Annotated in this window: 23 protein-coding genes and 2 pseudogenes; 13 read left to right on the forward strand and 12 right to left on the reverse strand. The window is 68.7% G+C overall.

Annotated elements, in window-relative coordinates:
- Positions 1–181: 181 nt before the first annotated feature.
- Both istA and istB read left to right on the forward strand, forming a co-directional pair.
- On the forward strand, positions 182–1,825 hold the full coding sequence (istA, locus tag C1I98_RS01860) for an IS21 family transposase (protein WP_111165302.1): 1,644 nt from the start codon (positions 182–184) through the stop codon (positions 1,823–1,825).
- Positions 1,822–2,607, forward strand: a complete 786-nt coding sequence (gene istB, locus C1I98_RS01865; RefSeq protein ID WP_111165303.1) for an IS21-like element helper ATPase IstB — start codon at positions 1,822–1,824, stop codon at positions 2,605–2,607. The genes istA and istB overlap by 4 nt, the downstream gene beginning before the upstream one ends.
- Before the next feature lie 133 nt (positions 2,608–2,740).
- Here istB and C1I98_RS01870 read toward each other — a convergent pair whose 3' ends face one another.
- Positions 2,741–3,229, reverse strand: a complete 489-nt coding sequence (locus C1I98_RS01870) for a DUF1579 family protein (RefSeq protein WP_111165304.1) — start codon at positions 3,227–3,229, stop codon at positions 2,741–2,743.
- 87 nt (positions 3,230–3,316) lie between these two features.
- On the opposite strand from C1I98_RS01870, the gene C1I98_RS01875 reads away from it, so the two are divergent.
- The 6 genes and pseudogenes from C1I98_RS01875 to C1I98_RS42560 form a co-directional block, all read left to right on the forward strand.
- Positions 3,317–3,655 carry an ArsR/SmtB family transcription factor gene (locus C1I98_RS01875; RefSeq protein WP_111165305.1) on the forward strand — a complete coding sequence of 113 codons (339 nt, stop codon included), beginning with the start codon at positions 3,317–3,319 and terminating at the stop codon, positions 3,653–3,655.
- A complete protein-coding gene (locus C1I98_RS01880; protein WP_158557861.1) occupies positions 3,652–4,077 on the forward strand; it encodes an SRPBCC family protein in 426 nt (141 codons plus the stop codon). The genes C1I98_RS01875 and C1I98_RS01880 overlap by 4 nt, the downstream gene beginning before the upstream one ends.
- Positions 4,078–4,368: 291 nt before the next feature.
- Positions 4,369–4,644 (forward strand): hypothetical protein, encoded by a 276-nt coding sequence (locus C1I98_RS42555; protein ID WP_199536656.1) that lies wholly within the window; start codon positions 4,369–4,371, stop codon positions 4,642–4,644.
- 48 nt (positions 4,645–4,692) lie between these two features.
- Positions 4,693–5,355: a hypothetical protein gene (locus C1I98_RS01885; protein WP_199536657.1), complete on the forward strand. Its 663-nt coding sequence runs from the start codon at positions 4,693–4,695 to the stop codon at positions 5,353–5,355.
- Between the two features lie 100 nt (positions 5,356–5,455).
- On the forward strand, positions 5,456–5,803 hold the full coding sequence (locus tag C1I98_RS01890) for a transposase (protein WP_146607244.1): 348 nt from the start codon (positions 5,456–5,458) through the stop codon (positions 5,801–5,803).
- Positions 5,804–5,813: 10 nt separating this feature from the next.
- Positions 5,814–6,135 (forward strand): annotated as a pseudogene (locus tag C1I98_RS42560) (IS701 family transposase); the annotation flags it as partial.
- Here C1I98_RS42560 and C1I98_RS45270 read toward each other — a convergent pair.
- The 4 genes and pseudogenes from C1I98_RS45270 to C1I98_RS01905 form a co-directional block, all read right to left on the reverse strand.
- A pseudogene (locus C1I98_RS45270) lies at positions 6,111–6,290 on the reverse strand (hypothetical protein); the annotation flags it as partial. The pseudogenes C1I98_RS42560 and C1I98_RS45270 sit on opposite strands and share 25 nt — an antisense overlap.
- 56 nt (positions 6,291–6,346) lie before the next feature.
- Entirely contained in the window at positions 6,347–7,297 is a 951-nt protein-coding gene (locus tag C1I98_RS40270) for a hypothetical protein (RefSeq protein WP_146607245.1), read from the reverse strand.
- A 377-nt stretch (positions 7,298–7,674) separates the two neighbouring features.
- Complete coding sequence (locus C1I98_RS01900) at positions 7,675–9,036, reverse strand: IS1380 family transposase (protein ID WP_233507031.1); 1,362 nt, start codon at positions 9,034–9,036, stop codon at positions 7,675–7,677.
- Between the two features lie 209 nt (positions 9,037–9,245).
- The gene (locus tag C1I98_RS01905; protein WP_111165333.1) at positions 9,246–10,133 is read right to left on the reverse strand and encodes a phosphorothioated DNA-binding restriction endonuclease; all 888 of its coding nucleotides are present in this window, start codon (positions 10,131–10,133) and stop codon (positions 9,246–9,248) included.
- Positions 10,134–10,840: 707 nt separating this feature from the next.
- Between C1I98_RS01905 and C1I98_RS01910 the strand changes: the two genes are divergently transcribed.
- The 3 genes from C1I98_RS01910 (at position 10,841) to C1I98_RS01920 (ending at position 14,719) form a co-directional block, all read left to right on the forward strand.
- Positions 10,841–11,746, forward strand: a complete 906-nt coding sequence (locus C1I98_RS01910) for a hypothetical protein (RefSeq protein ID WP_199536659.1) — start codon at positions 10,841–10,843, stop codon at positions 11,744–11,746.
- A gap of 150 nt (positions 11,747–11,896) precedes the next feature.
- Positions 11,897–12,538, forward strand: a complete 642-nt coding sequence (locus C1I98_RS01915; protein WP_111165308.1) for a phenylacetate--CoA ligase family protein — start codon at positions 11,897–11,899, stop codon at positions 12,536–12,538.
- A gap of 408 nt (positions 12,539–12,946) precedes the next feature.
- Positions 12,947–14,719 (forward strand): N-acetylmuramoyl-L-alanine amidase, encoded by a 1,773-nt coding sequence (locus tag C1I98_RS01920; protein ID WP_111165334.1) that lies wholly within the window; start codon positions 12,947–12,949, stop codon positions 14,717–14,719.
- Between the two features lie 10 nt (positions 14,720–14,729).
- On the opposite strand, the gene C1I98_RS01925 is transcribed toward C1I98_RS01920, so the two are convergent.
- The 6 genes from C1I98_RS01925 to C1I98_RS40275 form a co-directional block, all read right to left on the reverse strand.
- Entirely contained in the window at positions 14,730–17,681 is a 2,952-nt protein-coding gene (locus C1I98_RS01925) for a lantibiotic dehydratase (RefSeq protein ID WP_111165309.1), read from the reverse strand.
- The gene (locus C1I98_RS01930; RefSeq protein ID WP_111165310.1) at positions 17,678–18,583 is read right to left on the reverse strand and encodes a lanthionine synthetase C family protein; all 906 of its coding nucleotides are present in this window, start codon (positions 18,581–18,583) and stop codon (positions 17,678–17,680) included. The genes C1I98_RS01925 and C1I98_RS01930 overlap by 4 nt, the downstream gene beginning before the upstream one ends.
- Positions 18,496–18,966, reverse strand: a complete 471-nt coding sequence (locus C1I98_RS01935; RefSeq protein WP_146607246.1) for a hypothetical protein — start codon at positions 18,964–18,966, stop codon at positions 18,496–18,498. The genes C1I98_RS01930 and C1I98_RS01935 overlap by 88 nt, the downstream gene beginning before the upstream one ends.
- A 172-nt stretch (positions 18,967–19,138) precedes the next feature.
- Positions 19,139–20,701, reverse strand: coding sequence for a hypothetical protein (locus C1I98_RS01940; RefSeq protein ID WP_146607247.1), 1,563 nt, complete (start codon positions 20,699–20,701; stop codon positions 19,139–19,141).
- Between the two features lie 8 nt (positions 20,702–20,709).
- Entirely contained in the window at positions 20,710–20,895 is a 186-nt protein-coding gene (locus C1I98_RS01945) for a hypothetical protein (RefSeq protein ID WP_111165313.1), read from the reverse strand.
- Between the two features lie 578 nt (positions 20,896–21,473).
- Entirely contained in the window at positions 21,474–21,704 is a 231-nt protein-coding gene (locus C1I98_RS40275) for a hypothetical protein (protein ID WP_146607248.1), read from the reverse strand.
- 113 nt (positions 21,705–21,817) lie between these two features.
- Between C1I98_RS40275 and C1I98_RS01950 the strand changes: the two genes are divergently transcribed.
- Both C1I98_RS01950 and C1I98_RS01955 read left to right on the forward strand, forming a co-directional pair.
- Positions 21,818–22,075, forward strand: a complete 258-nt coding sequence (locus C1I98_RS01950) for a hypothetical protein (protein ID WP_146607249.1) — start codon at positions 21,818–21,820, stop codon at positions 22,073–22,075.
- A 309-nt stretch (positions 22,076–22,384) separates the two neighbouring features.
- Positions 22,385–23,122 (forward strand): tetratricopeptide repeat protein, encoded by a 738-nt coding sequence (locus tag C1I98_RS01955; protein WP_111165315.1) that lies wholly within the window; start codon positions 22,385–22,387, stop codon positions 23,120–23,122.
- A gap of 29 nt (positions 23,123–23,151) precedes the next feature.
- Here C1I98_RS01955 and C1I98_RS01960 read toward each other — a convergent pair whose 3' ends face one another.
- A complete protein-coding gene (locus C1I98_RS01960; protein WP_111165316.1) occupies positions 23,152–23,874 on the reverse strand; it encodes a transposase in 723 nt (240 codons plus the stop codon).
- Positions 23,875–24,276: the final 402 nt, after the last annotated feature.

The raw sequence follows: 24,276 nt of genomic DNA on the forward strand, positions 1-24,276 counted from the left end.
GATCAGTTCCCACTGGGCGTCGGTCAGGTCGGAGGGGTAGCGAGCGGGGGGCATTGAGCCACTTTGGCGGTATCGGCATGTCTCGTCACGCCGCCACGCCGGACATGAACGATCTTCTCAAACACGCACTGAGGGTTAGCGGTGCGAGTATCGAAGCGTTACTCCGTGTGAGGAGACGCTGGTGACACACCCCCAGTCCAAGGTGGAGGTATTCGCGGCGATTCGCCGGGATTCTCGTGCAGGGCTGTCGGGTCGGCAGATCGCGATCAAGTATCGGGTCAGCCGGAACACGGTGGCTGAGGCGTTGCGTCAGCCGTGGCCGGAGCCGAGGAAGAAGATGGCGCCGCGGGCGAGTCGGCTGGATGAGTTCAAACCATTGATCGACGAGATGCTGCGGGCCGATTTGGATGCGCCGCGCAAGCAGCGGCACACGGCGAAGCGGATCTTCGCGCGACTGGTGGATGAGCACCAGGCGATGGAAATCTCGTATCAGATCGTCCGCGCCTATGTCGCTCACCGGCGGGGTGAGATCCGGGTCGAGGCAGGCAGGGGTCCGCCGGAGGCGTTCATCCCGCAGTCGCATCTGCCGGGAGTCGAGGCCGAGGTCGACTTCGGGGACGTGACGGTGCGGATCGCGGGCGAGCAGGTGAAGTGCTTCCTGTTCTCGTTCCGATTGTCGTATTCGGGCAAGGCGGTCCACCGGGTGCTGGCCACCGGAGGGCAGGAAGCGTTCTTCGAGGGACACGTCCACGCTTTCAGGGTGCTGGGCGGAGTTCCGACAGGCAAGGTCCGCTACGACAACCTCAAGGCCGCGGTCTCCGCGGTGCTGGGGTTCACCCGGGCCCGGACGGAGTCCGCCCGCTGGACGGCGTTTCGCGAGCACTACGGGGTCGAGGCGTTCTACTGTCAGCCGGGGATCAAGGGCGCCCACGAGAAGGGTGGGGTCGAGGGCGACATCGGCTGGTTCCGCCGCAATCACCTGGTCCCGATTCCAGAGGTCGGCTCGCTGGATGAGCTGAACGAGATGATCGACCGTTGGGACGAGGCCGACGAGGGCCGGCGGATCGGGGCGCGGGCCAGGACCGTCGGCGAGTACTTCGCGATCGAGCGGCCGCTGCTGCGGACGGTCTCGCAGGAGCCGTTCGAGACCGGGCTGCTGCTCCCGGTCCGGGTCGATCGCTACAGCCAGATCACCGTCCGGACGAACCGTTACTCGGTCCCGGCCCGGTTCATCGGCCGCCAGCTGCGGGTGATGCTGCACGCCTCCCACCTGATCGTCTATGACGGGCAGCAGGTCGTGGCCGAGCACGATCGGTTGTTCGCCAAGGGCGGCCAGCGCCTGGAGCTGGACCACTATCTGGAGGTCCTGATCCGCAAGCCCGGCGCGCTGCCGGGCGCGACCGCTCTGGAGCAGGCGCGGGCCGCGGGCAAGTTCACCCCGGTTCACGACACTTGGTGGGCGGCGGCTTGCAAGGCCCACGGCGACCGCGACGGCACCCGCGCGCTGATCGAAGTGCTGCTCCTGGCCCGTCATCTCCCCACCGAGCATCTGGTCACCGGCCTGGCCGCCGCGCTGCGGGCCGGCGCCCTCACCGCGGACGCGGTCGCCCTGGAGGCCCGCAAGGCCGCTGAGGAAGACGAACAAGCCGCTCCCGAGCCCGCCCAGCACGACAACCACGAGGCAACGGTGACGTTCCTGACCGAACGGCGCCTGGCCCAGCTTCCCCGCGACACCCGGCCGCTGCCGTCGGTGACGGCCTATGACCAGCTCCTCAAACGCGCCCGGCCGCCCGGCGAGCGCCCAGCCCAAGGAGAAACACCATGAGCGTCGCCCACCGCGGCATGACCGAGCAGGCCGCCCAGGCCTCCATCGACCAGGCCTGCCGGATGCTCCGCCTGCCCAGCATCCGCACCGCCTTCCCTGAATTGGCCGAGCAGGCGGCCCGCGAGCAGATGTCCTACCTGGGATTCCTCGCCGAACTCCTGCTGACCGAATGCGACGACCGCGCTCGCCGCCGCTCTGAACGCCGCATCAAGGCGGCCCAGTTTCCCCGCGACAAGTCCCTGCGCGCCTTCGACTTCGACGCCAACCCGGGCATCGACCCCGCCACCATCCACACGCTCGCCACTTGCGAATGGGTGAAAAAGGGCCAGCCCCTCTGCCTGATCGGCGACTCCGGCACCGGCAAGTCCCACCTGCTCATCGCCCTCGGGACCGAGGCCGCGATGAAGGGCTACCGGGTCCGCTACACCCTCGCTACCAAGCTCGTGAACGAACTCGTCGAGGCCGCCGACGAGAAGGTCCTTGCCAAGACCGTCGCCCGCTACGGACGCGTCGACCTGCTCTGCATCGATGAACTCGGCTACATGGAACTCGACCGGCACGGCGCCGAGCTCCTCTTCCAGGTCCTCACCGAACGCGAAGAGAAGAACAGCGTCGCCATCGCCAGCAACGAGTCCTTCTCCGGCTGGACCCGCACCTTCACCGACCCGCGCCTCTGCGCCGCGATCGTCGACCGGCTCACCTTCGCCGGCAACATCATCGAGACCGGCACCGACTCCTACCGCCTTGCCCAGACCCGAGCCAGAGCCGAACAAGCAAGCTGACCACAGTTGTCGGCGTACACCTCCATGTGCAAAGGCGCGTACGGATAGACGCGCAGAGCATGATGGTGTTGTGGTGCCTCCGCCAGGAACGGCGAGGCGAGCTCGACGGTGAGGCTTCTGATCTGCGAGGGATTCAGCGCCGAGGGATGGCGCTGGGGCTGGGAGCCCTCGTGAAGCTCATGTCCATCCAGTGCCGCCAGTTCGAGCCGTTGTCAGTGCGCTCCCATTCGGCCGTCATGGAGTCGCCGTCTTCGGCGATCACCAGCGTCGCCCGCTCCGTCTCGCCGGCGAACGTCCAGACACCCTCGTCGTCGACGCTTGCCCGCATGGTGACGAAGTTGCCGTGATTGTCGAAGGAGCGCATGGGGTAGGTCCGGCTCGCTGGATCGTAGGGCCCGATCATCTCGATGACCTCGACGTGTTCCTCATTCATGCGCACGTCCACACGGTGAATGAGGAAGTGCTCGCCCGCCAGCCACTCGTAGGTGTCCGACCCGGCGATGCGGATCTCCGGGTCGATCGCGGTGGCCGCTATACGCCCCTGCGAACGCCAATGGCCAACCAGCGCATTCAGGCGCTGGTTCTCCGATCGCGGGGCACGGGTGTTGTCGTCTCCTGACATGGTGAATCCTCGCCATCGATAGAGTGTAAGATGTTGCTTAAACACTCACATACTGTCCCGGCAGTGCGCAAACGAAGGCGGTGGCCCATGGACGACGCGCTTCGCGCTGTGGCGGACCCGACCCGCCGCGCCATCCTCGTCCTGGTGCGGGATCGCGAGGTATCGGCAGGCGAGATCGCCGAGCGCTTTCCCGCGATCAGTCGCCCGGCGGTATCCCAGCATCTGCGAACGCTGACAGCAGCCCGCCTCGTCGACGTCCGCCGCGCAGGCAATCGCCGCTTCTATCGGCTACGTCCGGAGGGGCTGGCCGAGGCGGTGACGTTCCTGGAGACAATGTGGTCCACCTCGCTCAGCCGCCTCCAGCACGAAGCCGAGAAAGAAGAACGCGCGCACACTGGTGCCCAGGACGTGAAGGGATCGTTGTGAGCAGGACGATTGAGCAGACATTGCACATCCGTGCGCGTCCCGAGACGGTCTGGCGGTTCTTCACCGACCCGGCACGCCTGGCGCGATGGTGGGGAACGGCCGAGCTGGACGCCCGCCCCGGCGGCACCTTGCAGGTTGCGATGCACGAGGGCCCACGCCCGGTGATGCGCGGACGGTTCGTGGAGTTCGTGCCGTATGAACGTCTCGTCTTCACCTTCGGCTGGGAGGCCACACCGGGAGCGCCCGACATGGCACCAGAGGCATCTCGGGTCGAAGTCACTTTGACCCCGGACGGTGACGGTACCGAGCTCACCCTGCGCCACAGCGGTCTGCCGGCCGTACTCGAAGAGGAGACCAGCGACGGCTGGGCGCACCTGCTCCATCGTCTGGGCGAAACGGCAGAACGCCAGGAACTCCGCTGAACCTGGTCGAACATGCGTACGTCGCACCCCTGCTGCCGCCTCACGCACCCTGGCCGCTGTCAAAGCCACATCACCGCCACCGGCTTACCGTCATGGGGCTGTGCACACTCGCCTCCGCAGCGGGAGGTGTGCGCCGACAACACTCACACAGCGTCACGTGAGCCATGCCCCAGACCCACGGGCATGGCTCTCTTTTTCACTAACACTCCAAGGCCGTTGATCAGCAAGTGGCTCTCAAACCGACCGACACATGGCTCTCGGGTCCACCTTCATAGCCAATGCGGCGCCGTGATGACCGCGAAGGTGGCGCGGGTGGCACTCCCCGACCACTCCAGCCAGAAGTACGGCCATGACCTGCTCCCCCATCTGCTGGAGCCAGGAACATACGCCGTAGACCCCGGAAACGGCCAACCCTGGCAACCATGGGAACCCGAGCCGGAAGAACACGGCCTCCGACTGCAGATGTACCGCATCACCGGGCCCCCGAACAGGATCGGCATCGCACCGGGCGACGTCCGCGGAACCGCCTTCATCCCCGAACGGCTGGGCGGCTGCTGCTGCGGCTGAGACGGCCAATACGGCCCCAACCTCGCCTGCGCGACATGCGGCTCCCCGGTGGCGACCCGTGTCGACGACTGCGGGTTCTGGCAAGTGGTGTGGCTCGAACCCGACGCCGTACACCCTGTCGCCGTCGCCGGCCCCGTCCAGCAAGTGATGGACTGGGAGGAACTGTCGAGCACGCCACCCGCCGACCCACGTGATTGCTGGAGCGCCCCCTGGGAGGCGGCAGTCGCAGTGGCACTGGCGCACCTGCTGGTGGCCTCGGACGGCAAGCGCGTAACCGTCCCCGACGGACCCGTCGCACAGGCGTTCCGCCGGGCGATCGACGGCCTGCTCCCGCCGGGACCACCAGAACGACACCTCACCCTGGCCGGCCCCGGCCTATCCACCGGCATCACCGACATCGCCCTGGTACCGCAGCATCCGCAGACCGGCGAGGCATGGCCGTGCGACGCGGGAACGGTGGTGCCGCTGGCCGCGGACGTGTGGACGTACCTGGCCTACAACGATGACCGGCGACTCGTGCCGGCGACGCGCGGAATGCCTGCCGAGGTCCGCCGTGACGATTCACCCCCGCTGCTGCCAATCGCTCCTTTTCGCCCTGATGGGCAGGTGTTCCTCCGCGCGCTGGAGCGACTGGCGCCGATTCGGCAGCCGTGGCTGCACCGCATCTACGACCGGGTCAAAGAACGTCCGTACATGCACCCGTTCTCGTAGCCGTAAGGCCTCGAGCACAAACGCCTACGCCGCAAGAAGGGGATGTTCCCCCTTGAACGTGGACACCTTGGAGACTGGATCTTGAGGTCCAGGGGAAGAGATGTCCCTGATGGTGATGAAGAACTACCCGCCCGAGTTCAAGTCCGACGCGGTGGCGCTGGTGCTGTCGAGACCGGATCGGACGATCACGTCGATCGCTCGGGATCTGGGGGTCAGCCGCGAGACGCTGCGGGTGTGGGTACGAGCCGCTCAAGCTCGGGGTGAGGGCGCGCAAGACGGGACCGGTGGTGCCGCTGCCGTTCGGCCGTCGTCATCCGGGCACATACCCTCGGACGACGTGCTGGAAAAGGAGAACAAGCAGCTCAAGGCGCGGATCCGGGAGCTGGAGCAAGAACGGGACATCCTGCGCAAGGCGACCAAGCTTTTCGCGGGCGAGACAAACTGGTGAACCGCTTCCAATCGCCGGGATTCGCTGGGCGGTGGAGGAGTCCTTCCAGGCGGCCAAGGGCCAGCTCGGCCTGGACCACTACCAGGTGCGCGGCTGGACGGCCTGGCACCGGCACATGACCCTGGCCATGCTCACCCTGGCCGTGCTGACCGCCATCACCGCCGCCCAGCGGCCAGGATCACATCCCGCTGACAATGCCCGAGATCCTCTGGCTGCTCGCCGTGCTCGTGCTGACCCGCACCGTTCCGTCACGGACATTCTGCGCTGGTCATACTGGCCGATGCCAGGCCACGGCCCAGCGCTGCCACTACCAGCGCAGATCCGCACCATGATCGTGAGATGTCATTGGAGTACTAGGGGTCGCAGCGGTCAGGAGCTGGTCGGGTGAGCAGGCACGGAAGAAGGCGTGGATTTGTCCGAGGCGCCCAGGCCAGAGAACGGCGGTGTTGGCGATGAACGCCTTCAGCCCGGCCCGGAGGCGTTCGACGGATCGTCTGCGCCTATTGTCACGCAGATAAGCACGGAGGAGTTCTGCCAGGCCCCTCAAGGTTGGAGTGTCATCTCAGCCGTTGGATCTACTGCCTCGTCTGCTTCAGACAGCAGGACCCCTGCAAGCTGTGGGGGTACCGGTTGGTCTTGTAGTATGAAGGCCAGGGCGATGAGAGCTCGCTTGACGGCTTGACTCTTCCCCTTCCCGAGCTCAAGTAGAGCGGCATTGATTTCCTCGTTTTTTGCATCCCGGCCTATGGTATCCGAGGTTATAATTCCCATATCATACAGAGGGCGCACAAGCTCCATAGCTGCAGCCCCGAGATCGCGCTTACGGCGTTTTTCCTCAGATCGTATGATCGCCCTGAAAAGAGTTTGAGATTTATTCGCCTCCATCCAGGCTGATACGACAAGTGGAGGATCCTGGCCAGCCAGTCGATCGGCTTCAGAGTTTGGAGCGACCGAGTGAGTGAACATTGCTATTGCAATGAAAAGTGTGCGCGAATGCTCAAAAATTTCCCAGGACCCCATGTCGCGATGTAGCGGATGGGGGGAAGACAAGCCTTTGGTTGGTACCAGCATATTATTGGGACGCACATGCAGTCCCATGCTATGTCCCTTATAGTCGATCGACGCCGCGTCCTCCCCAAGGTTCCCTACATCGGCTGCCTTGAGTCGCCGACGGACCTCTACGGGACTAAACTTCCTCCTCAGGGTCCTATCGTCTGCAGACAGCCACTCATCCACATGTGCAGTGCATAGCGCGAAGTCCATAAGGAAAAATTGGATCTCAAGGATGTCGCGCATCGCATCGAATGCCACTGCCCAATAGCCGGATAGCGTCACCTCGATCGCTGTTTCGAAATCCGCTATGCAACGGTCGATCAGGAAATTCAGATGCTTTAGGCTCGCCTCCACCTCGAAAGCTCTCGCAATTTGATCGAGTTGAACGAGAAGTTCGTTCGCCCCCTGAAGGCGGATGTTGTTGAGAAGCTTCGCGGACATCTCCGTTCTGCGTTCGTGGGAGCTTTGGAGTGCAACGCCGAGTCGAAGCATAGCGCTAGCCATGGCAGCAAGCGTTTCGTCGTACAGGGGCGATGGGGCCATCATGAGGAACGCTCCGCTGTCGAACCTACTGGGTGGTCTGTTCGCTGCTCTATCACAGCTACTGTGCTGCGCTTCTCTATGATGCAGGGTTCCGGGACCGCTAGAAAGCGAATTAACCTCGATCTTTCTCGACCTTGAGCTGGCCGGCTGAGGGATTCGGCTGGAGGTCGATTGCCCCGCTGCGGTCAGCGTGGATGCCCGGCTGTCGCGCCGGGTGGGCGGGTTCCACAGGCCCGCGGTTTCCTTTCCTCGTCGCGGGGGCGGTTGGGTGGTGGTCAGATCGGCGTCGGCAGGGCGTGCAGGCGTGCCAGGGCGGTGATGATCGGGCGGGGGCAGGGCCATTGCGCGGGGATGCGCAGGTGCAGGCGGCGGCCCCCGTGTACCAGACGGCCGGCGACAGCGAGGAGGCGGAGCCGCAGGCGTTTGGGCTCATAGCGGCCGGCGGTGGTGCCGTGCAGGGCGAGCAGTTGCATCCAAGCGGTGAGTTCGCAGGCCAGGGCGACGATCTCGAGCCGGATCCGATTTTGGGAGAAGTCGTGCAGGGGCAGGTTGCGCAGGCCGGTGTCTTTGGCGGCACGGATGCGATCTTCGGCGCGGGCGCGGCGGCGGTGGCGAAGCTCCAGGTCGGCGGGTTGCCCGCCTCGGGTGCCGGTGACGAAGCAGGTGAAACGGTGCCCGTCGAGGTCGGTGACGCGCAGCTGGGCGCCGGGGTGCGGGCGTTCTTTGCGGACGATGACGCGCATCCCCTTGGGCCATCCGGTCAGCTCCAGCAGGCCGGTGAGCTCGGCGACCCAGGCACCGGGCCGCGGTCGGCGGTCGGCGTTGTAGGCGGGGGTCCAGGCGGTGGCCGGGAGCTTGTCGATGGCTGCGGCGATGGTGTCGGTGATGGTGTCGGTGATGGTGAAGCCGATGGAGTACTTCAGCCAGCGTCCGGGGCGGGTGAGCCAGGCGAGGAACTCGTGGGTGCCGCCGCCGGGGTCGGTGCGGATGAGGACGTTGCGCCGCAGGTGCTTGGGAAGCTGGGCCAGGGCGAGGCGGGTGGTCTCGATGTGGTCGGCGGCGGTGTTGGATCCGGCGTTGCCGGGTCGCAGCATCAGGGCCAGGGGCTCGCCTGCGCTGTCGTCCTGGTGGTCGGCGAAGGCGGTCATCGGGTGGAAGCCGTAGCTCTTCTTCCAGGTCGGTGCCGCGTGCTGCTTGTCGGAGTGAGAGACGACGATGGTGGCATCCAGGTCGACGATCACGGGCCGGCCGTCTGTTCCGGGGGCGCGGTCGCCGGCCAGGTGCCAGGCGCGTCGCCGTGCGGTGGCGCGGGCGGCGCGGATGGCCTTCAGTGCGCGGGCCTCATCGGCGGCGAGCCGGTCGATCAAGCGCGAGACGGTCGGGTCGGAGGCGACGGTTCCGAACAGCTCGGGCTGGGAGCGCAGCAGGGCGATGTCGGCCAGGCAGTCTCCACCGAGCGCCAGGGTAAGGGCCAGATCGGTGATGATCTTCGCGGGGTCGTGTACCGCTCGGCCGGGCCGCCACCGCTCCAGCTGTTGCGACAGGGTCTTGTCCAGCCCGGTGATGCGCAGCGTCTGGGACAGCAGCAGGCCACCGGCGTGTGAGACCAGCCCGCGGCCGTCGGCGGACACGGTGATCTTGCGGGGGTGAGGCGGTAGAGTTCACTCGGAAAGTGCCTTTTGATCTGGGTTGGACGGGGCCTTAGACAAGTCCGATCCTTCCAGGTCAAGGGCACTTTTCTTATGTGAACGATCAAGTCGGCTCAAATTCGCCGTGAAAGCCGCAGGTTAACCTGCCGACAGGCCAAGGGCCGAGGGCTGGCGATCACCGAGCGAGGCCGATGGCCTCAGCCGCGGGCAGGTGTGCGGAACACCTGGTGGCCGTGCCAGTCGATGTGATTCTGCGCGACCGCGTCCAGGCTGGGCTGGGGAGACCGGGCGGGCCGGCCCGCCAGGCAGAGCACCATGTCCAGGGCGGACTGCGAGCGGCCGACGAATCTGGCGGAGACGGTAATGGCGCGCTCTGTGGTCAGTCCGAGGACGCCCTTGTCGAACAGTTTGTGGTGGATGGCGCACAGGCACAGGCCGTTCGTCACGTCGTCGGGCCCGTCGAAGGCCCACCAGCGTACGTGCGCGGCGTCCAGGCCCACCACCGCGCCATCTAGCCAGCCGTCGTAGGAGCAGAACGCGCAGCAGTACTCGTACGCCATGAGCACCCGGTCACGGAAACCGGGGTCACGGCGCGCGGCAGGCGGCCTCTTGGTCGTCGCGGTGGTTTCGAGGGTCTCCAGGTCCAGGCCGGCCAGCAGGCACAGGTCGGTGTGCAGGGACGGCGCGAAGTTGGCGTCCAGGAGATATCGGGCCATCCGCCCCAGCAGGCCCGGCTCCTCCGCCAGCGCGCGGGCCAGGTCGGGATGCAGACGGCCGGCGGCCTGGCTCTCGCGCAGGCGACCCAACCCCGTACCCGGGCTGCCAGGGCCGTCGCGGGTGTCGACCAGCCACAGGCCGTCGTTGGTCAGGTAGTGAAACGGGTAGCCGGGGCTGGTGTCACGCGGCGGGCCGTACTCCTTGAGCAGTGCCTTCAGCCCCGCCTCGGCGGCGCTGAACGGGATAGGAGCGTTGCCGTGCCGTTGGAAGTTGCCCAGGGCGTAGAGGAGAAGGAGCGGCTTGTGCGGTGCGCGCTCGCCGCCTCTGCTCCAGCGCCGGATCTCAGCGACCCGCTCGATCCAATCCACGATCGGCCAGTGTAGGACGATCATTCAGTCACGGCATACGTATCTCGCGTTGGCGGGCCGTACCCTATGGTCGCCCGGTGAGCGGTCTTCAGCCGGGCGTCTATCAACATCTGCTCACTAGTGAGCCGGCCTGCTGCGTGCGATGTCCGATCGCGGCCTGATCGACCGGCGCTCCTGGGCCTCGCCGACTCCCACGAGACCCTGGCCCGGCACCTGGGCGCGGTTACGCCGCCATGCCCTGCGTGCCGTACGGAGCGGGAACGACGCGGTGCGGCGGGCTCGGCAGGTGGAGAGTGTCAATCGGATCGCCGACCTCCTCGGGCGACCTGGTGCCCGCGGGCCGCCACTTGCTCCTTTTACACAGCCACAACAGGTAAGGTCCGGGGCTCGCCACTTGGCGACCGGCAGTTTTCCTATCAGCGGTCGGCTTTGTCCTCGGCTCTTCCCAGCGAGTGACTTCAGAGCGCTACGACAGCGCTGCAGGATCGAAGCCCCACATCCATTGGGTCGGTAGCTGCGGACAACTCTTGGGCGCAAATGGAGAGCGCGGATGGCGTGGACCATGGGCGAACTCCCACGGGTGCTCCAGCTGGCAGGTACGGTCATGACGACGCCTCATCAGCTCATTTGATCGCCTCTATCGTCCATTGGACTATAGCGACTCTACACCTCAGCGTTACACTATGCGTACGGATCGTGGTTGCCGCGTGATAAAGAAGGCCGCGACGACTGGCGGAGCCGCTCTCGTTCTCGGCAGCATCGACGGCCGCTTCGCCGAGGACCGTGCCCTGCTGCCGTACGGGCGGAATCCTCGCTACGATCGGCATGCGATCAAGACGCTGGCCAAGGACTTCGCCGCTGACCTCACTCAGTCCTTCGACGGTACGGCTACTGCTCTCTGGGACGATATGCTCAGCATCTGGAACGCCGTAGATGCTGGCAACAGTAACTGGGACGTGCCTGCCTACAACGGCGGCCTGTTCTCTCGTGACTCACAGTCCAATCCATCCGGCGCGGCCCTAGCCGCCATGCGCCTAACCGACGCGGAGTTCGGCCCCGCTCTACGCGCCTTGCTAGTGGACACTGGCCCCGATGGCACCCAGGGCCCGGTGGACTTCCGCTCGTTGAGCGTTCGCGAGTTCGGCACCCTCTATGAAGGGCTGCTGGAGTCCTCACTGTCGATAGCACCGGGGCCGCTCAGCCTGAACAAGGATGGAGCCTTCGTTCCGGCGAATGACGACGAGCATGTCGAGGTTCTCGCTGGACAGGTCTACTTCCACAACCGCTCCGGGAAGCGGAAGTCGACCGGCTCGTACTTCACGAAGTCATTCGCGGTCGAGCACCTGCTGGATGCCGCTCTGGAGCCGGCGCTCGCCACTCATCTTGGCCGGGTCCGCGCGCTGCTGGAGGTTGGCGACGAGGCTGCGGCGGCCGAGCTGTTCTTCGACTTCCGGGTGGCGGACTTGGCGATGGGCTCGGGGCACTTCCTGGTGGCTGCGATTGACCGGATCGAGGCCCGGTTCACCGCGTTCCTCGCCGAGTACCCGATCCCTACCGTCAGCCACGAGCGAGGCCGTGGCCCACGCCCGCGCCCACTCGCCCTACTACCGTGAGTTGTACCGGGCGCTGCCCGACGACATCGACGACCCGGCGCGGCTCCCGGTCACCGGCAAGAAGGCGCTCATGGCGCGCTTCGACGACTGGGTCACCGACCCCGATGTGACCCTGGCCAAGGCCCGGGAGTTCGTCGCCGACCCGCCCTCGTGGGCAAGCGCTTCCAGGGGCGGTACCTCGTGGCCACCACGTCCGGCACCAGCGGGCTGCGCGGCATCTTCCTGCAGGACGAACGGAGCCTGGCCGTGGGCAACGCGGTCGGGCAGCGCGCGCGAGCCGGGCTGGGGGTCGGCGATCTCGTGCGCCTCATGCGCGGAGCCGGTCGCACCGCCATCGTCTCCGCGCCGCCCGGCCACTTCTCCACCGTCGCCGGGGCCGTGCGGTTCCGGCGCGACCACCCGCGGCTCGGCTGGATGCTGCGGGAGTTCTCCATCCACAAGCCCCTGCCGCAACTGGCCGCCGAGCTGAACCGGTACAACCCCAGCTCGCTCACCGGCTTCTCCAGCATGCTCGGGCTGCTGGCCGCCGAGCAGGAGGCCGGCCGCCTGCGCATCCACCCGGGGATGATCATCGCCGGCGGCGAGGCGCTGACCGCGGAGAACCGCGCCCGGATCGCCGCCGCGTTCCACGCCCAGGTCCGCTCCGCCTACGCCGCCACCGAGTGCGGCTTCCTCGCGTACGGCTGCGCGCACAACTCGCTGCACGTCGACACCGACTGGGTGGTGCTGGAGCCGGTCGACGCCGACCACCGGCCGGTCCCGCCGGGGCGCCCTCGCACACGGTCCTGCTGAGCAATCTCGCCAACCGGGTCCAGCCGATCCTCCGTTACGACCTGGGCGACAACGTCCTGGTGCGGCCCGACGCCTGCCCGTGCGGCAGCCCGCTGCCCGCCGTCCAGGTGCAGGGCCGCGCGGCGGAGATGCTCGAATTCCCCGCCGCGCCTGCTGGCCGAGCACGGGGCCGAGCACGTCGCACTGGAACACGCCGAAGAGCCTCCGGAGCGGTCGGCCGGCGGCAAGTTCCGCAGGATCATCCACCTGGCCCCCTGACCGCGCCACGGTCCGGGTCAGGCGAACATGTTGGATCGCCGGCGGACACTACGGCAGGGTCTTGTACTGCAACAAGAAAGCGGAAAACTCTGACATACACCCCCCAACTGGACATCCATCCGTGCGACGGTGCAGGTGGAGGTGGTGGTGATGCCCACGATTCCGCAAGCGTTCGAACAGGCTGCGAGGAGACACGGCGTGCCGGAGAACATCCTGCTCGCCGTCTCGTACATGGAGTCGCGCTGGGACTGCAACGGCGGCAGGCTCAGCACGGCGGCCGGGTTCGGACCCATGCACCTCACCGACGGCGACGCGTCGAGCACCTCGCGGCGCCACCACGCCGACGGCCTTCCCTCCTCATTGCATACCCTGGAGCGTGCCGCCGAGCTGACCGGGGAGAGCACCGAGCGCCTGCGCATGGACCCGGCCGCCAACATCGACGGCGGCGCGGCGCTGCTCGCCGACTACCAGCGCGCCCTGGGCGCCCCGCCGAGCGCCGATCCCGCCGACTGGTACGGCGCGGTGGCGCGCTACTCGGGCGCCACGGCCGAGGAGACCGCCGCGAACTTCGCCGACGAGGTGTACGAGGTCATCCACGAGGGCGCCACCCGGATGACCGATATCGGTGCGGAGGTGACGCTGCCGCCCTCTCCGGAGGTGCGGCCGTCCCGCTCCTGGCTGGCCAGGCTGGACCTGCCCCATCTGGCCCGCGCGGATGCCGTGGAGTGCCCCGGCTCGCTGGCCTGCGAGTGGATCCCGGCGGTCTACGTCGAACTGCCGGACGGCAGCTACGTCAACCACGACATCGCCGAGCGCCCCGACAGCCAGACGATTCACTACATCATCATCCACGACACCGAGGAGTTCTACGACGCGACGATCGGCCTCATCCAAAACCCGACGAGACCGGCGAGCTGGCACTACACGCTGCGCTCACACGACGGCCACCTCGCCCAGCACCTGCTCACCAAGGACGTCGGCTGGCACGCCCGCAACTGGTACGTCAACGCCAAGGCGATCGGCCTGGAGCACGAGGGCTTTCTCGTCGCCGGCGGCGCCTGGTACACCGAGGCGATGTACCGCGCGTCCGCCAAGCTCGTGGGTTACCTGGCCGGCAGGTTCGGCATCCCGCTGGACCGCGCGCACATCCTCGGCCATGACAACGTGCCCGGCCTGCTGCCGGCCACGGTGGAGAAGATGCACGAGGACCCGGGCCCGTACTGGGACTGGGCCCACTACTTCGACCTGCTGGGCGCTCCACTGCGCCCCGACGGCGACTCCGGCACGGCCACGGTCATGATCCTGCCCGACTACGACCGCAACCGTCCGCACTACATCGGCTGCGACAAGAAGCACCCCGAAACCGCCTGCCCGGCGCACGGGTCGGCCTCGATCTGGCTGCACACCGAGCCGCGCGAGGGGGCGCCCCTCGTCAAGGACATCGGCAAGCACCCGACGGGCGAGTCCACGTTCGGCGTGAAGGACCACGCCGCTCGCGCCGTCACCGGCCAGCGCTACGTCGTCGCCGAGCGGCGCGGCGACTGGACCGCCATCTGGTACCTGGGCCAGAAGGCGTGGTTCCACAGCCCGGCGTCCGATCCCGTGGCCGTGCCCAGCCGCACCCGGATGGCGACGCCCCGGGCCGGCCTGAACTCCGTTCCGGTGTACGGCCGCGCGTACCCGGAGGCGGCGGCGTACCCGCCGGAGGTGGAGGTGCAACCGCTGGTCCCGTTGCAGTACACGTTCCCGGCCGGGCAGTCGTACACGGTGGGCCTGACCACGACCGGCGAGTTCTACAAGGCGACGACCTTCGACGCCACGCAGCACCGGGTGGTCCGTGGCACCCAGGAGTACCACCAGATCCAGTTCGGCCACCGCGCCATGTTCGTCAGGAGCGAGGACGTCGTGGTGACCGAGACGTGAGCGCCCGCGGTCACTGGTGGGCGAGACCTTCGCGGGTACGGCGAAGGAGTTCCAGAACGCGGTGTTCGAGCTCGTGGCCGGTGCCGAGCAGGCGGTTGCAGTGCAGGTGCACATGGCTGCGGCACACCGCGGGAGAGGAGTAGGCGGACGGCAGGTTCCGGCGGCGGACGGCGAGCAGGGACGTCAGGGCCCGGTCGTGCGGTGTCGTGCCGAGCGAACCCGGATCGCGCAGGAGCCGGCGCAACTCGCGCGAGCGCCTGCGATAGTCCCGGCCGCCGCCCGGTGAGGGGGAGACGCCGTCACGGTAGAAGCGCGTGCGCTGCTCGACGTCCAGCCCGAGGGCGTCGAGCAGGTCGTCGACGCTGAGCGCGGCCACGGTGGCCCGGTCGTAGGGAAATCCGTGGCTTCTGGACAGAGCGAGCAGACCGGCCACGGCCGGGCTGTCGGCGATGAAGACGCCCTCGGCGGCCGGCATGCCGGCAAGGCCGCCGTACCGCTCGATCTCGCGCTCGTAGGTGTCGAAGGCGAAGGTCGCGCACGCGCCCGTGGAGATCAGATCGGCCGCCCAGTCGCAGACGTGGCGCATGAGCGGGCCGAGCAGCGTGGCGGGGTCGCCGTGGAAGCGGACGCGCAGGTGCGGGTCGGGATCGGTGTAACGCAGGAAGAACCAGCCGTCGGCCAGCCCCGCTCCGGTGACGAACTGCCCGAAGGGGCGCAGCGAATCGACGATCAGCTCGTCCTCGAAACGGCGGGGGCCGTACAGCTTGAGGTAGAGCCAGTCGCTGCCGGGCGGCCGTACGCGGGCCCCGGCGGGCACGACGCCGGGGCTCCGGCGCCGCGGCTGGACGGTCCGTCGCTCCCTGAGCGCGAGCGGCACCACCACCTCGCTGAGGTGGAAGCCCTCCGGGCCCGGCAGCCAGGCGTGGTCCGGGTGGGGCAGGGCCTCCTGGAGCAGAACGGGACGTCCTGGCGGTTCCTCGCGCAGCAGTCCGGCCTGCTCGGGGTCGTCCAGGTCGAGCAGCAGCCGGTTGTCGCCACCGGCCAGGTACACATGGCGCGGCACGCGGTGCGCCTGCCGCCAGGCGGCCGGGCCGCCCGCCCCGCGCAGGTCCGCGGGATCGACTCGCCAGCGGGCCAGGGACAGGACGGCGCGGCCCCGCTGGATCCGGGGCAGAAACGGAAGACCGGCGGCCGGCCCCCAGTCGAACGACGTGAACACGCACCGGCCGTCGCGGGCGACGTCCAGCAGGAAGCGGGCCGCCGGGGGCGCGTGCGATGGGTTGAGCATGTGGCACTGGGTGGCGACGACCTCCACGTCGCGTGCGGGCCACCGGACGGTGAACAGGCCGTCGCGCAGGCCCACGACCAGCTCGTCGACCGGTACGACCCACTCCTTCGCGAGGCCGGTGGAAGGGCCGAAACGGATCTCGTGGTGGTGCCCGCACCGGCGTACGGCGACGTTGCCGGAACGCGCGCGCTCCGGCGTGTAGACCACCTCCGCGAGGAGGCGGCCGGGCGCGTGCCGGGATTCGGCCTCCGCCGCCCGCGCCAGCGCGGTGGCCGCCGGGGGGCCGAGCAGATCGGCGAAGCGTCCGAGGGTGCGCCCGGCCGCGTTCGCGCCCAGGTTCGGACCTACGACGAGCAGGAAGTCGCCCTTGTCCACGGCCTCGGCGCTGGGGGCCGCCACCAGGACCGCGAGGTCGAGGGTCGGCGGGGCCTGTGCGGCCGCCGGGGTCCAGGTCTGGAGGCGTTCCAGCAGGTCGTCGTCGAGTTCGACAACGGTCACCCGGTCACGGCAGGCGTTCACGGCCAGGTCGGTCAGCAGCCGGTGCCGGGTGGTCGGCGCGTGGACCTGGTCACCGCCGTCAGTGGGACGGCCCAGCCCGAAGTCCGGATCGACCAACTCCAGCAGCGGGACCTCGCGGCCCGCGCCGTAGCGCCTCTCGAACGCCCGGCGGCAGGCGTCGAGGTGGGGCGGTCCCGCGGGGTGCGGGCTCAACCGGAGCAGCACCTCGGCCGCGACCGCCGCCTCCGCCCCGATCCGCCTGTTCAAGCCGGTCCCGGACAGCGTCAGCGCGAGGTCCGTCTGGAGGAGGTTGCGCGGGTCGGTGGGGGACGCGATCGTGGTGATCCGGTCGAGCAGGCCCGGCCACGTACGGGCCCGTTCGTCGAGCGGGCGGGCGTCCCACTCCTGCAGGGCCGCGCGCAACCCGGCGAGGTCTTCTGCGACGGGGTGGCCGGCGAGCCGCTCCTGCACGTGGTCGAGGGGGTCGCGGGTGAGCGGCGGATGCAGATCGTGGTGCAGGAACCCTTGCCGGAGCAGGTCCTCGATCAGCCCGTCCGCCTTCTCCGGCGTGGCACCGGGGAGCGTGATCAGCGCTTCGACGAGCTCCGCGCGCGAGACGGGCGCACGGGCCAGGGCGAGGGCCCGCCGTACCGCCGAAGTGGCCCGCACGGAGGCCGTGCCGCCCGCCGGGAACGCCCGTCCGGCGCGGACCAGCACGGACGGGTCGGCCACCAGGCGCAGCCGGGTGCGGACCTCAGGATCGGCTTCGAGGTGCGCGACCAGGTCCGTGAGCCAGCCCAGGTCCGGGCGGGTACGGGTGCGCGTGCGCGGCTCCTGCTTGGCGAGGGCCAGGTCGGTGCAGTGTCCCCAGTCCGCCAGGGCGACGCCCGCGAAGAGGCCGAACGGGGTCGGCCGCGTGCTCATGCGGATGAGGTAGCGCAGCAGCTTGCGGCCGATCCTGCGAGCCTTGGGATGCCCGGGCTGCGTTCGCGCCAGCGCGGCGGCCAGATCGCCGCTCGCCACCTGGATGGCCGCCACCACCTCCGGGGATCCGGGCAGCAGGCAGCCCGGATCCGCCGGCTCACCCGCTCGCACGGCGGTGTCCACTGGTAGGAGCGGGGCGCGCACCAGCGCCCAGTCCATCGGCGTGTACAGGCTCCGGTTCGCGCGGGTCATGACAGGAGGAAGAGCCGATCCCAGGCCGGTTCGACGTCTGTCGCCGCGGCCAGCAGCACCAGGACGACGCCCGCCGCGCCGTCCAGGACCCCGGCGCGGTCCACGGAGTTGCCCTGCGGCTCCAGCGAGGCGTACGCGAGCGGCCGTTCCGGCTGGTAGGCGGCCAGCAGCTCGTCTACGAGCTCGGCCGCCGCCTGGCGGAACAGGCCGGTGTCGCCGGCGAAGCGGAGCACGATGTGCAGCAGGCCGCTGACCCCGTGGCAGAACGTGGGCGACGGGATCGCGCGCAGTTCTGCCGGGCGGCGCAGGACGGCGTCCATCGCCTCCAGCGCCACCTCGCCCAGGAGGCCGTCGTCGAGCGCCTGGGCCGCCAGCCACAGGGCGCGGGCGACCCCGGGGGTCCCGTAGCACCACGCGCTGCGTGAGGAGGCGGACCGGCCGGGCCGCCCCTCGCCGGTCAGCGGTACGAACGCGGGCCAGTCGTCCCCGGCACGGTGGGCGACCAGCCAGTCGGCGATCCGCCTGACGGCGTCCGCCTGGCCCGGTACCTCGATGCCCGCGCGCAGGGCGAGCGACAACAGGGCGAGCGGCCCCGGGATGCCGTGCGCGAGACCGCAGTCCAGAGCGCCGTGCGGGTGCAGCCGCGACATCGTCTCGTCGCCCATCAGGTGGGCGGGCGTCATCCAGGCGGGCGGCTCCTGCTCCCGGGCGAGCGTCACGAGCCCTGCGAGGATCTCCGGGAGGATCCCGTGCGGGTCGTGCGTCAGCAGGTGGGCGCCTACCCCGCAGGCTCCGGAGATCAGGTCGAACGCGCTCACGGGGCCCGGCTCGCGGGTTTCGCCGAGCCGCCTGCCGATCGCCGCGGCGAGGGGTGCCAGGGCGTCGTCCAGCGCGGCGAGCATCCGCCGGTAGCGTGTACCGTCCCGGCGCAGGTGCCCGGCGTCACGCAGTCTCCGCCGCCCGCCGCCGTCGGCTCCTGGCAGTCGTGATCGCGGGTGTCGGTCAGGCCCGGGATGCACTGACCGCTCCTCGACCGGCCGAACCGCACGTCGAGGTCGAACTCGTCGAGAGGGCGGCCCGTCCGAGTTCTGGTGAACTCCACCATCGCGTCGCGGCGCAGGGACACCTGGGTGGCCTCCTCGCCGCGGAACGGCTCCTCGTCGCGGGCGACCGTGGTCATGTCGATGACGTCGCCGGTGCTGAACTCCGCGTAGTAGTCGAGTGCGCGCGTGAAGTACAGCCGCCGGTGGTCCGGCCGGTCGCTGTCGCCTAGAAAGCCGGTCATACGCAGAACCGCCGCCGGCGCCTGCGCCGGATCGGGCCGCCCCCTCTCCACGATCGGGTCCTGCGATCTGCCGGCGCTTCCGGGTGCTGTCTCATCCTCGTCGGGCATCGCCTGCGCTCCTTGACGTCCGCGGTTACCGGGTCGCCGGGGCGTGGGCCCCGCGACCCCTTGATCAGCGCTCCAGCAGGGCGCCCAGGCGGCGGCCGGACTCCTCGACCATCGCCCGTACCATCTCGGCGACGGTCTCCTCCGGCCTGTGGGGCACGGGGCTCAGGAACGCGGCGGGCGGCACCGGGCCTAGTGCCCGCAGCACCAGGTTCCTCGTCCGCAGGAATGCCTCGGCACTGTCGCGGAACGACGCCCCCGAGGATTCGAGCTCGGTGAGCACCCTGTCCTGGTCCTGAAGCTCGTGCCCCTGACCGCTCGGCTCGCCGGTCGCGGCCAGAACGGCGAGGCAACCGCTGATCTCCTGCCTCGCGGCACTCCGCAGGTCGGCGGCGTCCTCATCGGCGCGTCCGGCGTCCGGCCGGGACAGAGCCCTCCGGATCGTGTCCGCTTCACGCTCGTACAGGTCGAGCACGAGGTGCGCGTACGCGCCCTCCGGCGCGGGCGACGGGTCGAACGCCTCGTTGATCCCGCCCAGCCAGCGCAGGAAGAGCCGGCCACCGGCTCCGAGCCGTTCCGTATGCCGGCCGAGACGGTGAAGGAGGTACTGGGCCCGGTCGAAGGACCGCCTTGCCTGCCGGGCGGGATCCGCGCCGGTGATCGGCCCGTACCGGTCGGCCAGTTCCTCGTGCCTCGCGGCCACGGTGGAGTGGAACAGCGCCAAGGTGGTGTAGACGTGGCTGACGGTGAGGGCACGATCGAGCGGCCAGCCCTCACCCGCCTCCGGCCTGGCCCTGTTCCAGTGCGGACGGATCAGCGGCGACGCCGCCGCGTCGTAGTCCTCGTCCAGCAGGGAGTGGGTGTGCTCAAGGTCGGTGAACTTGACGTGCATCGCCTCGTGAAGGAGATACTCGGCGGCCTGCCACGCGTCGCCCAGCACGGCGGCCGACAGGAAGATCACCCCTGGAATGCGGGGATGGGTGAGCGACGCGAACCCGGGCGACGCAGGGCCGGACGACAACTCCTTGCCGGCGACGACGACCAGGTGCACGTGGCTCAGCGCGCTGGGCGCGAGCATGGGGCACAGCTCGTGCAGCAGTTCCGCACCCCGCAGGAGCGTCTCGCACAGGCGGCCCTCAGGGTTCGTTAGGGTGAGCCCCTCGAAGCTCGCGGAGAAAACACGGCGGAAGAACTCTCCCAGCGGGTCCACCTCCGCCCGAGGCTCGGACCACACCCACGTGCCCGCGGCCTCGTGCAGCCTCACCAGGTCCGCGGCGCCCTCGGCCAGCGGCGGCACGGTCGCGCGAAGACCCTGAGCCGCCGCGGTCTCCAGAACGGTGTCCAGCTCCTCCTCGGGCCAGGGCAGCCCACGGCCGCCGCGCACGGCGCTCAGCCAGGTGTCCGTCGCCACCCGCACCGCCGGGTCGCCCAGCACCTGATGGTGCCGGTCGCCGCAGGCGTCCTCCTGTGCGGTGAGCAGCAGATGCGCGCCCTTGGAGTGCTCCTTGAGGAGGAGCAGGCGGTGGCGGTAGTGAAGGCGGGCGCGCTGACGGATGTAGTCGCAGTCGCCGAACGGGCGGTCGCCAGCGAGGATCTCCTCCATCTGCCGCCTCGCCTGAGTGGTGTTCACCGGGCGCCTCAGCGCGGGGGCCCGGAGTCGTACATGGCGGCGCAGTACAGGACGGGGCATCTGACCCTGGCCGTGCCTGCGGCTCCCTCGTCCTTGTCGCACAACGCTCTCAGATCGTCCTCGGAGAGCTGGCTCTCGACGATCTCTGCTTCGGTGATGCGCAGGACCATCGGCCCCTTGATGTGCTGGCCCATCGGTACTCCCACTCAGCGGGCTCATCGGATCGATGCTTGTCCTGCTCGAAGTCGGGCAAGCGAGAACCATCGGCTTCTCCAAGGTTCTTCCACCCGGACGCGGGCCATCATGGCTGCTTGCCGGTGATCAGGCAGAGACGTTGCGCGGTGGCGAGGGAAGGAGACGGCCAGGATCGCCGTCACATCCGAACGGGAGCCGGGCCGCGGGTTTCGACCGTGTCAACGCGGTCGACCTGCCCGGCATCTTGACGTGCCAAAAGCACGAACTGCGGGTGCCTTCAACGGACGTGTCACCAGCCGCAAACGAGGGCTACAGGCGCGGTCACCGGACGATCCGACCCGCCGGGGCGTTGAGTAACGTGTTGCAAAGTCGAGTGTTCAACAACTCCGACAGCACCCGTTTCTCTACGCCGAGAGGATGAACGCGGCTCCCGAACCTGCGCCCGGACGGCGTCTCGCCCGGGGCTTTGCTCACGGTCACCCTCCCCCCGCTGCGCCCCGACGGCCGGTCATGCCCCTGGTGCAGCCGGGGGAGAAGCCGCCGGTGAGTTCACCGCGTTCCCTGGTGGGACGCCGCTTCAAGGCTCGCTCGGCGAGGACCCGCCGGTGCCCGAACCCGCCCCCAGCGGCGCGCTGATCGGATACGCCCGCGTGTCCACCCGTGACCAGCGCCCAGACCGCCAGTTGGCCGCGCTCATCGCAGCGGACTGCACCCGCATCTGGGTCACCCCCGCGGCGGCCCGTGAGCGTTCGACCGCCGCAGCGAACTCGCGCTCGGGCGCGCTCGATTCCCGACGTACCGACTCCACCCGCGCTCCTCACCCTGCGGCCCCGAAGTCCCGTCCCCCCGATGTTCCCACCCTTGTCCCACCTCTGGCGGGAACATCGGAGGCGATCCCAGGCTGTGGGCATGGAGGTAGTGATGTTCGATCCCCTGTTCATGATCCCGATCGCCCTCACCCTGCCCGGAACGGTCTACCGATCGCACCGGCCAGCACGCCGTGCCACGATCGGCGGCGGCCAGACGTTGACCGCCTTGGTGGTGCTCCTGATCACTCTTCGCGGCACCACCCCGGCGCAGCGGGTCAAGCTCATCGCGTACCTGCCCGACTTGCCCGCCGCCCTGAGCACGCCCACCACGCTTCCCTCCGGGTCGCGAGCACGGTCAACCGAGCCTTAATGCAGGAGCTCATCGGCACAAGCGGGCGCTGGAGAACCTTCCCAGGCGGGGCTGAGGGGGCCGCCTTCGCTCACCGGGCCCAAGGGGCGACAGGTCCGAGCGAATGCCGGCCAGAGGTGGCAAGGATATGGAACCGCCCTACCAGGAGAGCCGGAAGGGGCATCGTAAGGGAGCTTCCAAATCGAGGAGCGACAAGCACCAGAAGGTCGACCGCCACGGCGGGCGACGCAGAAATCCCAATTTCAACAAGCGGCAGAATTAACCCCGTATGCGCTAGATCTCAAAGATCCATAAGGGGAGGGTGGCCGGATGGACACCGACGATCTGATGGACCCTGCCGACCGGTTCGCCGAGGAGGAGCGATACGAAGAGGCCGCCGAGCTCTACGCGCTGGCCGCACGCGCGGGCGAGGTCGGCGCGGAGGTGAAGCATGCCTCGGCGCTGTTCTTCCTGGAGGACTACCCGGCGGCCGAGAGGATCCTGCGCGAGGCCATGGCCCACCAGGATCCGGACGCCTTTGACTGGCTCGCCGACGTCCTGGTACGGACCGGCCGTGCGGCGGAGGCGGCGCAGGTCATGGCGCAGGCGGCCGAGCTAGGGTTGCCGGGAGCAGTGCTGCGGGTGGGGGCGATCTGGGCCGACTCGGTGGGCGACCGCGCGACCGCCGAGCAGTGGTACCGCAGGGCCCTCGATCAGGGGGTGCCGGGGGCCAGGAACGACTACGGGGCTTTCCTGTCCGATGACGAGTCGCGCTGGGCTGAGGCCGAGCGGATGTTCCTGGAGGCGGTCGAGGAGGGCGACGACCTCGCCTTGGGCAATCTCGGCGGGTTGGAACTGGACCGGGGGAACCTGGAAGCGGCGATCGGCTGGCTGGAGCGCGGCGTGGCGGCCGGAGCGGACCGATCCTCGGCGCTGTTGAAGCTCGCCGAGGCTCAGGAGCAGCTCGGCCGTGATGACGAGGCACGGCAGAACTACGAAGGGTCAGCCTCAAGGAGGAACACTTCCTGCCTCTGCAACTTCATCAGCAGCAGCAGTCGTTCCCGATAGCACAGTCTCACTGATGCTTCTATGGCTTGTCAAGAGAGCACGGGCGATTCGGCTGCTGGTGCCTGAGGGCGGACGATGACCTTGTAGAGCTGGCGGGCGACGTATCGCTTCAGACAGCGGATGATCTCTCTCTTGGAGAGCCCCTCGGCGGTCCTGCGCTCGACATAGGCGCGGGTGGGTGGGCCGCAGGACATGCGTGACAGCACGACGACGTACAGAGCTCGATTGGCCTGCCGGTCGCCGCCATGGTTGAGCCGGTGGCGCCGCGTTCTGCCGCTGGAAGCAGGGACGGGCGACACCCCGCACAGGGCCGCGAACGACCCCTCCGAGCTCAGCCGCTCCGGATTGTCACCACATGTGACCGGTAGTTGTGCAGCGGTCTCAACACCCACGCCCTTGATGGCCGGCAACTCGGGCCGGGCCTGCTCATCGCAGGACATGCGTGACAGCACGACGACGTACAGAGCTCGATTGGCCTGCCGGTCGCCGCCATGGTTGAGCCGGTGGCGCCGCGTTCTGCCGCTGGATAGGGCGGCACCGTAGGAGCCGGTACCCTCCACCCCCACCGCCTGTAGCCGGCCGAAGGAACGCATCCACTCCAGTAGGTCCGCATATCCCGCTCGGGTCGCTGAAAACTCGCGATCGGCGACCCTGCGCCCGTTCATCAGCACCACTGCGGCGTGGTGCGTGTCGGCATGGGTGTCGACCCCGCCCACGATCCGTCGCGCCTTGGGCTTCTTGAACTCCGTCATGTGCACCCTTATCGGCTGGGCGATATCCGAAGGCGGTGCGCGCCGGGGTGGCCGAGCAGGCAGACCAGTGACGGGACGGGTTCTCTCGTCGAGGTTTCTATCAAGCCATACACCGGCCGGCCCGACACACACCTTCGGGAGTGCTCCCCCGGGAAGAGGCGACAGATCGTGCCGATGGCACCAGGATGCCCGGGCCAGGTAGAACAAGGGTCAGCCTCAGGGAGGAACACTTCCTGCCTCTGCAACTTCATCAGCAGCAGCAGTGATTCCCGATAGCACCAGTCTCACTGATAGAACAGCATCCAAGGCCCCTGGTTGTACTGGTTGATCTTGGTCGACAACCCTTCTACCAGGGGCTATCTGCGTTGTGGATCAAGAGCCATCATCCGTTGCGAGCCTGTG

The sequence above is a fragment of the Spongiactinospora gelatinilytica genome, assembly GCF_003236385.1.
Classification (GTDB): Bacteria; Actinomycetota; Actinomycetes; order Streptosporangiales; family Streptosporangiaceae; genus Spongiactinospora; species Spongiactinospora gelatinilytica.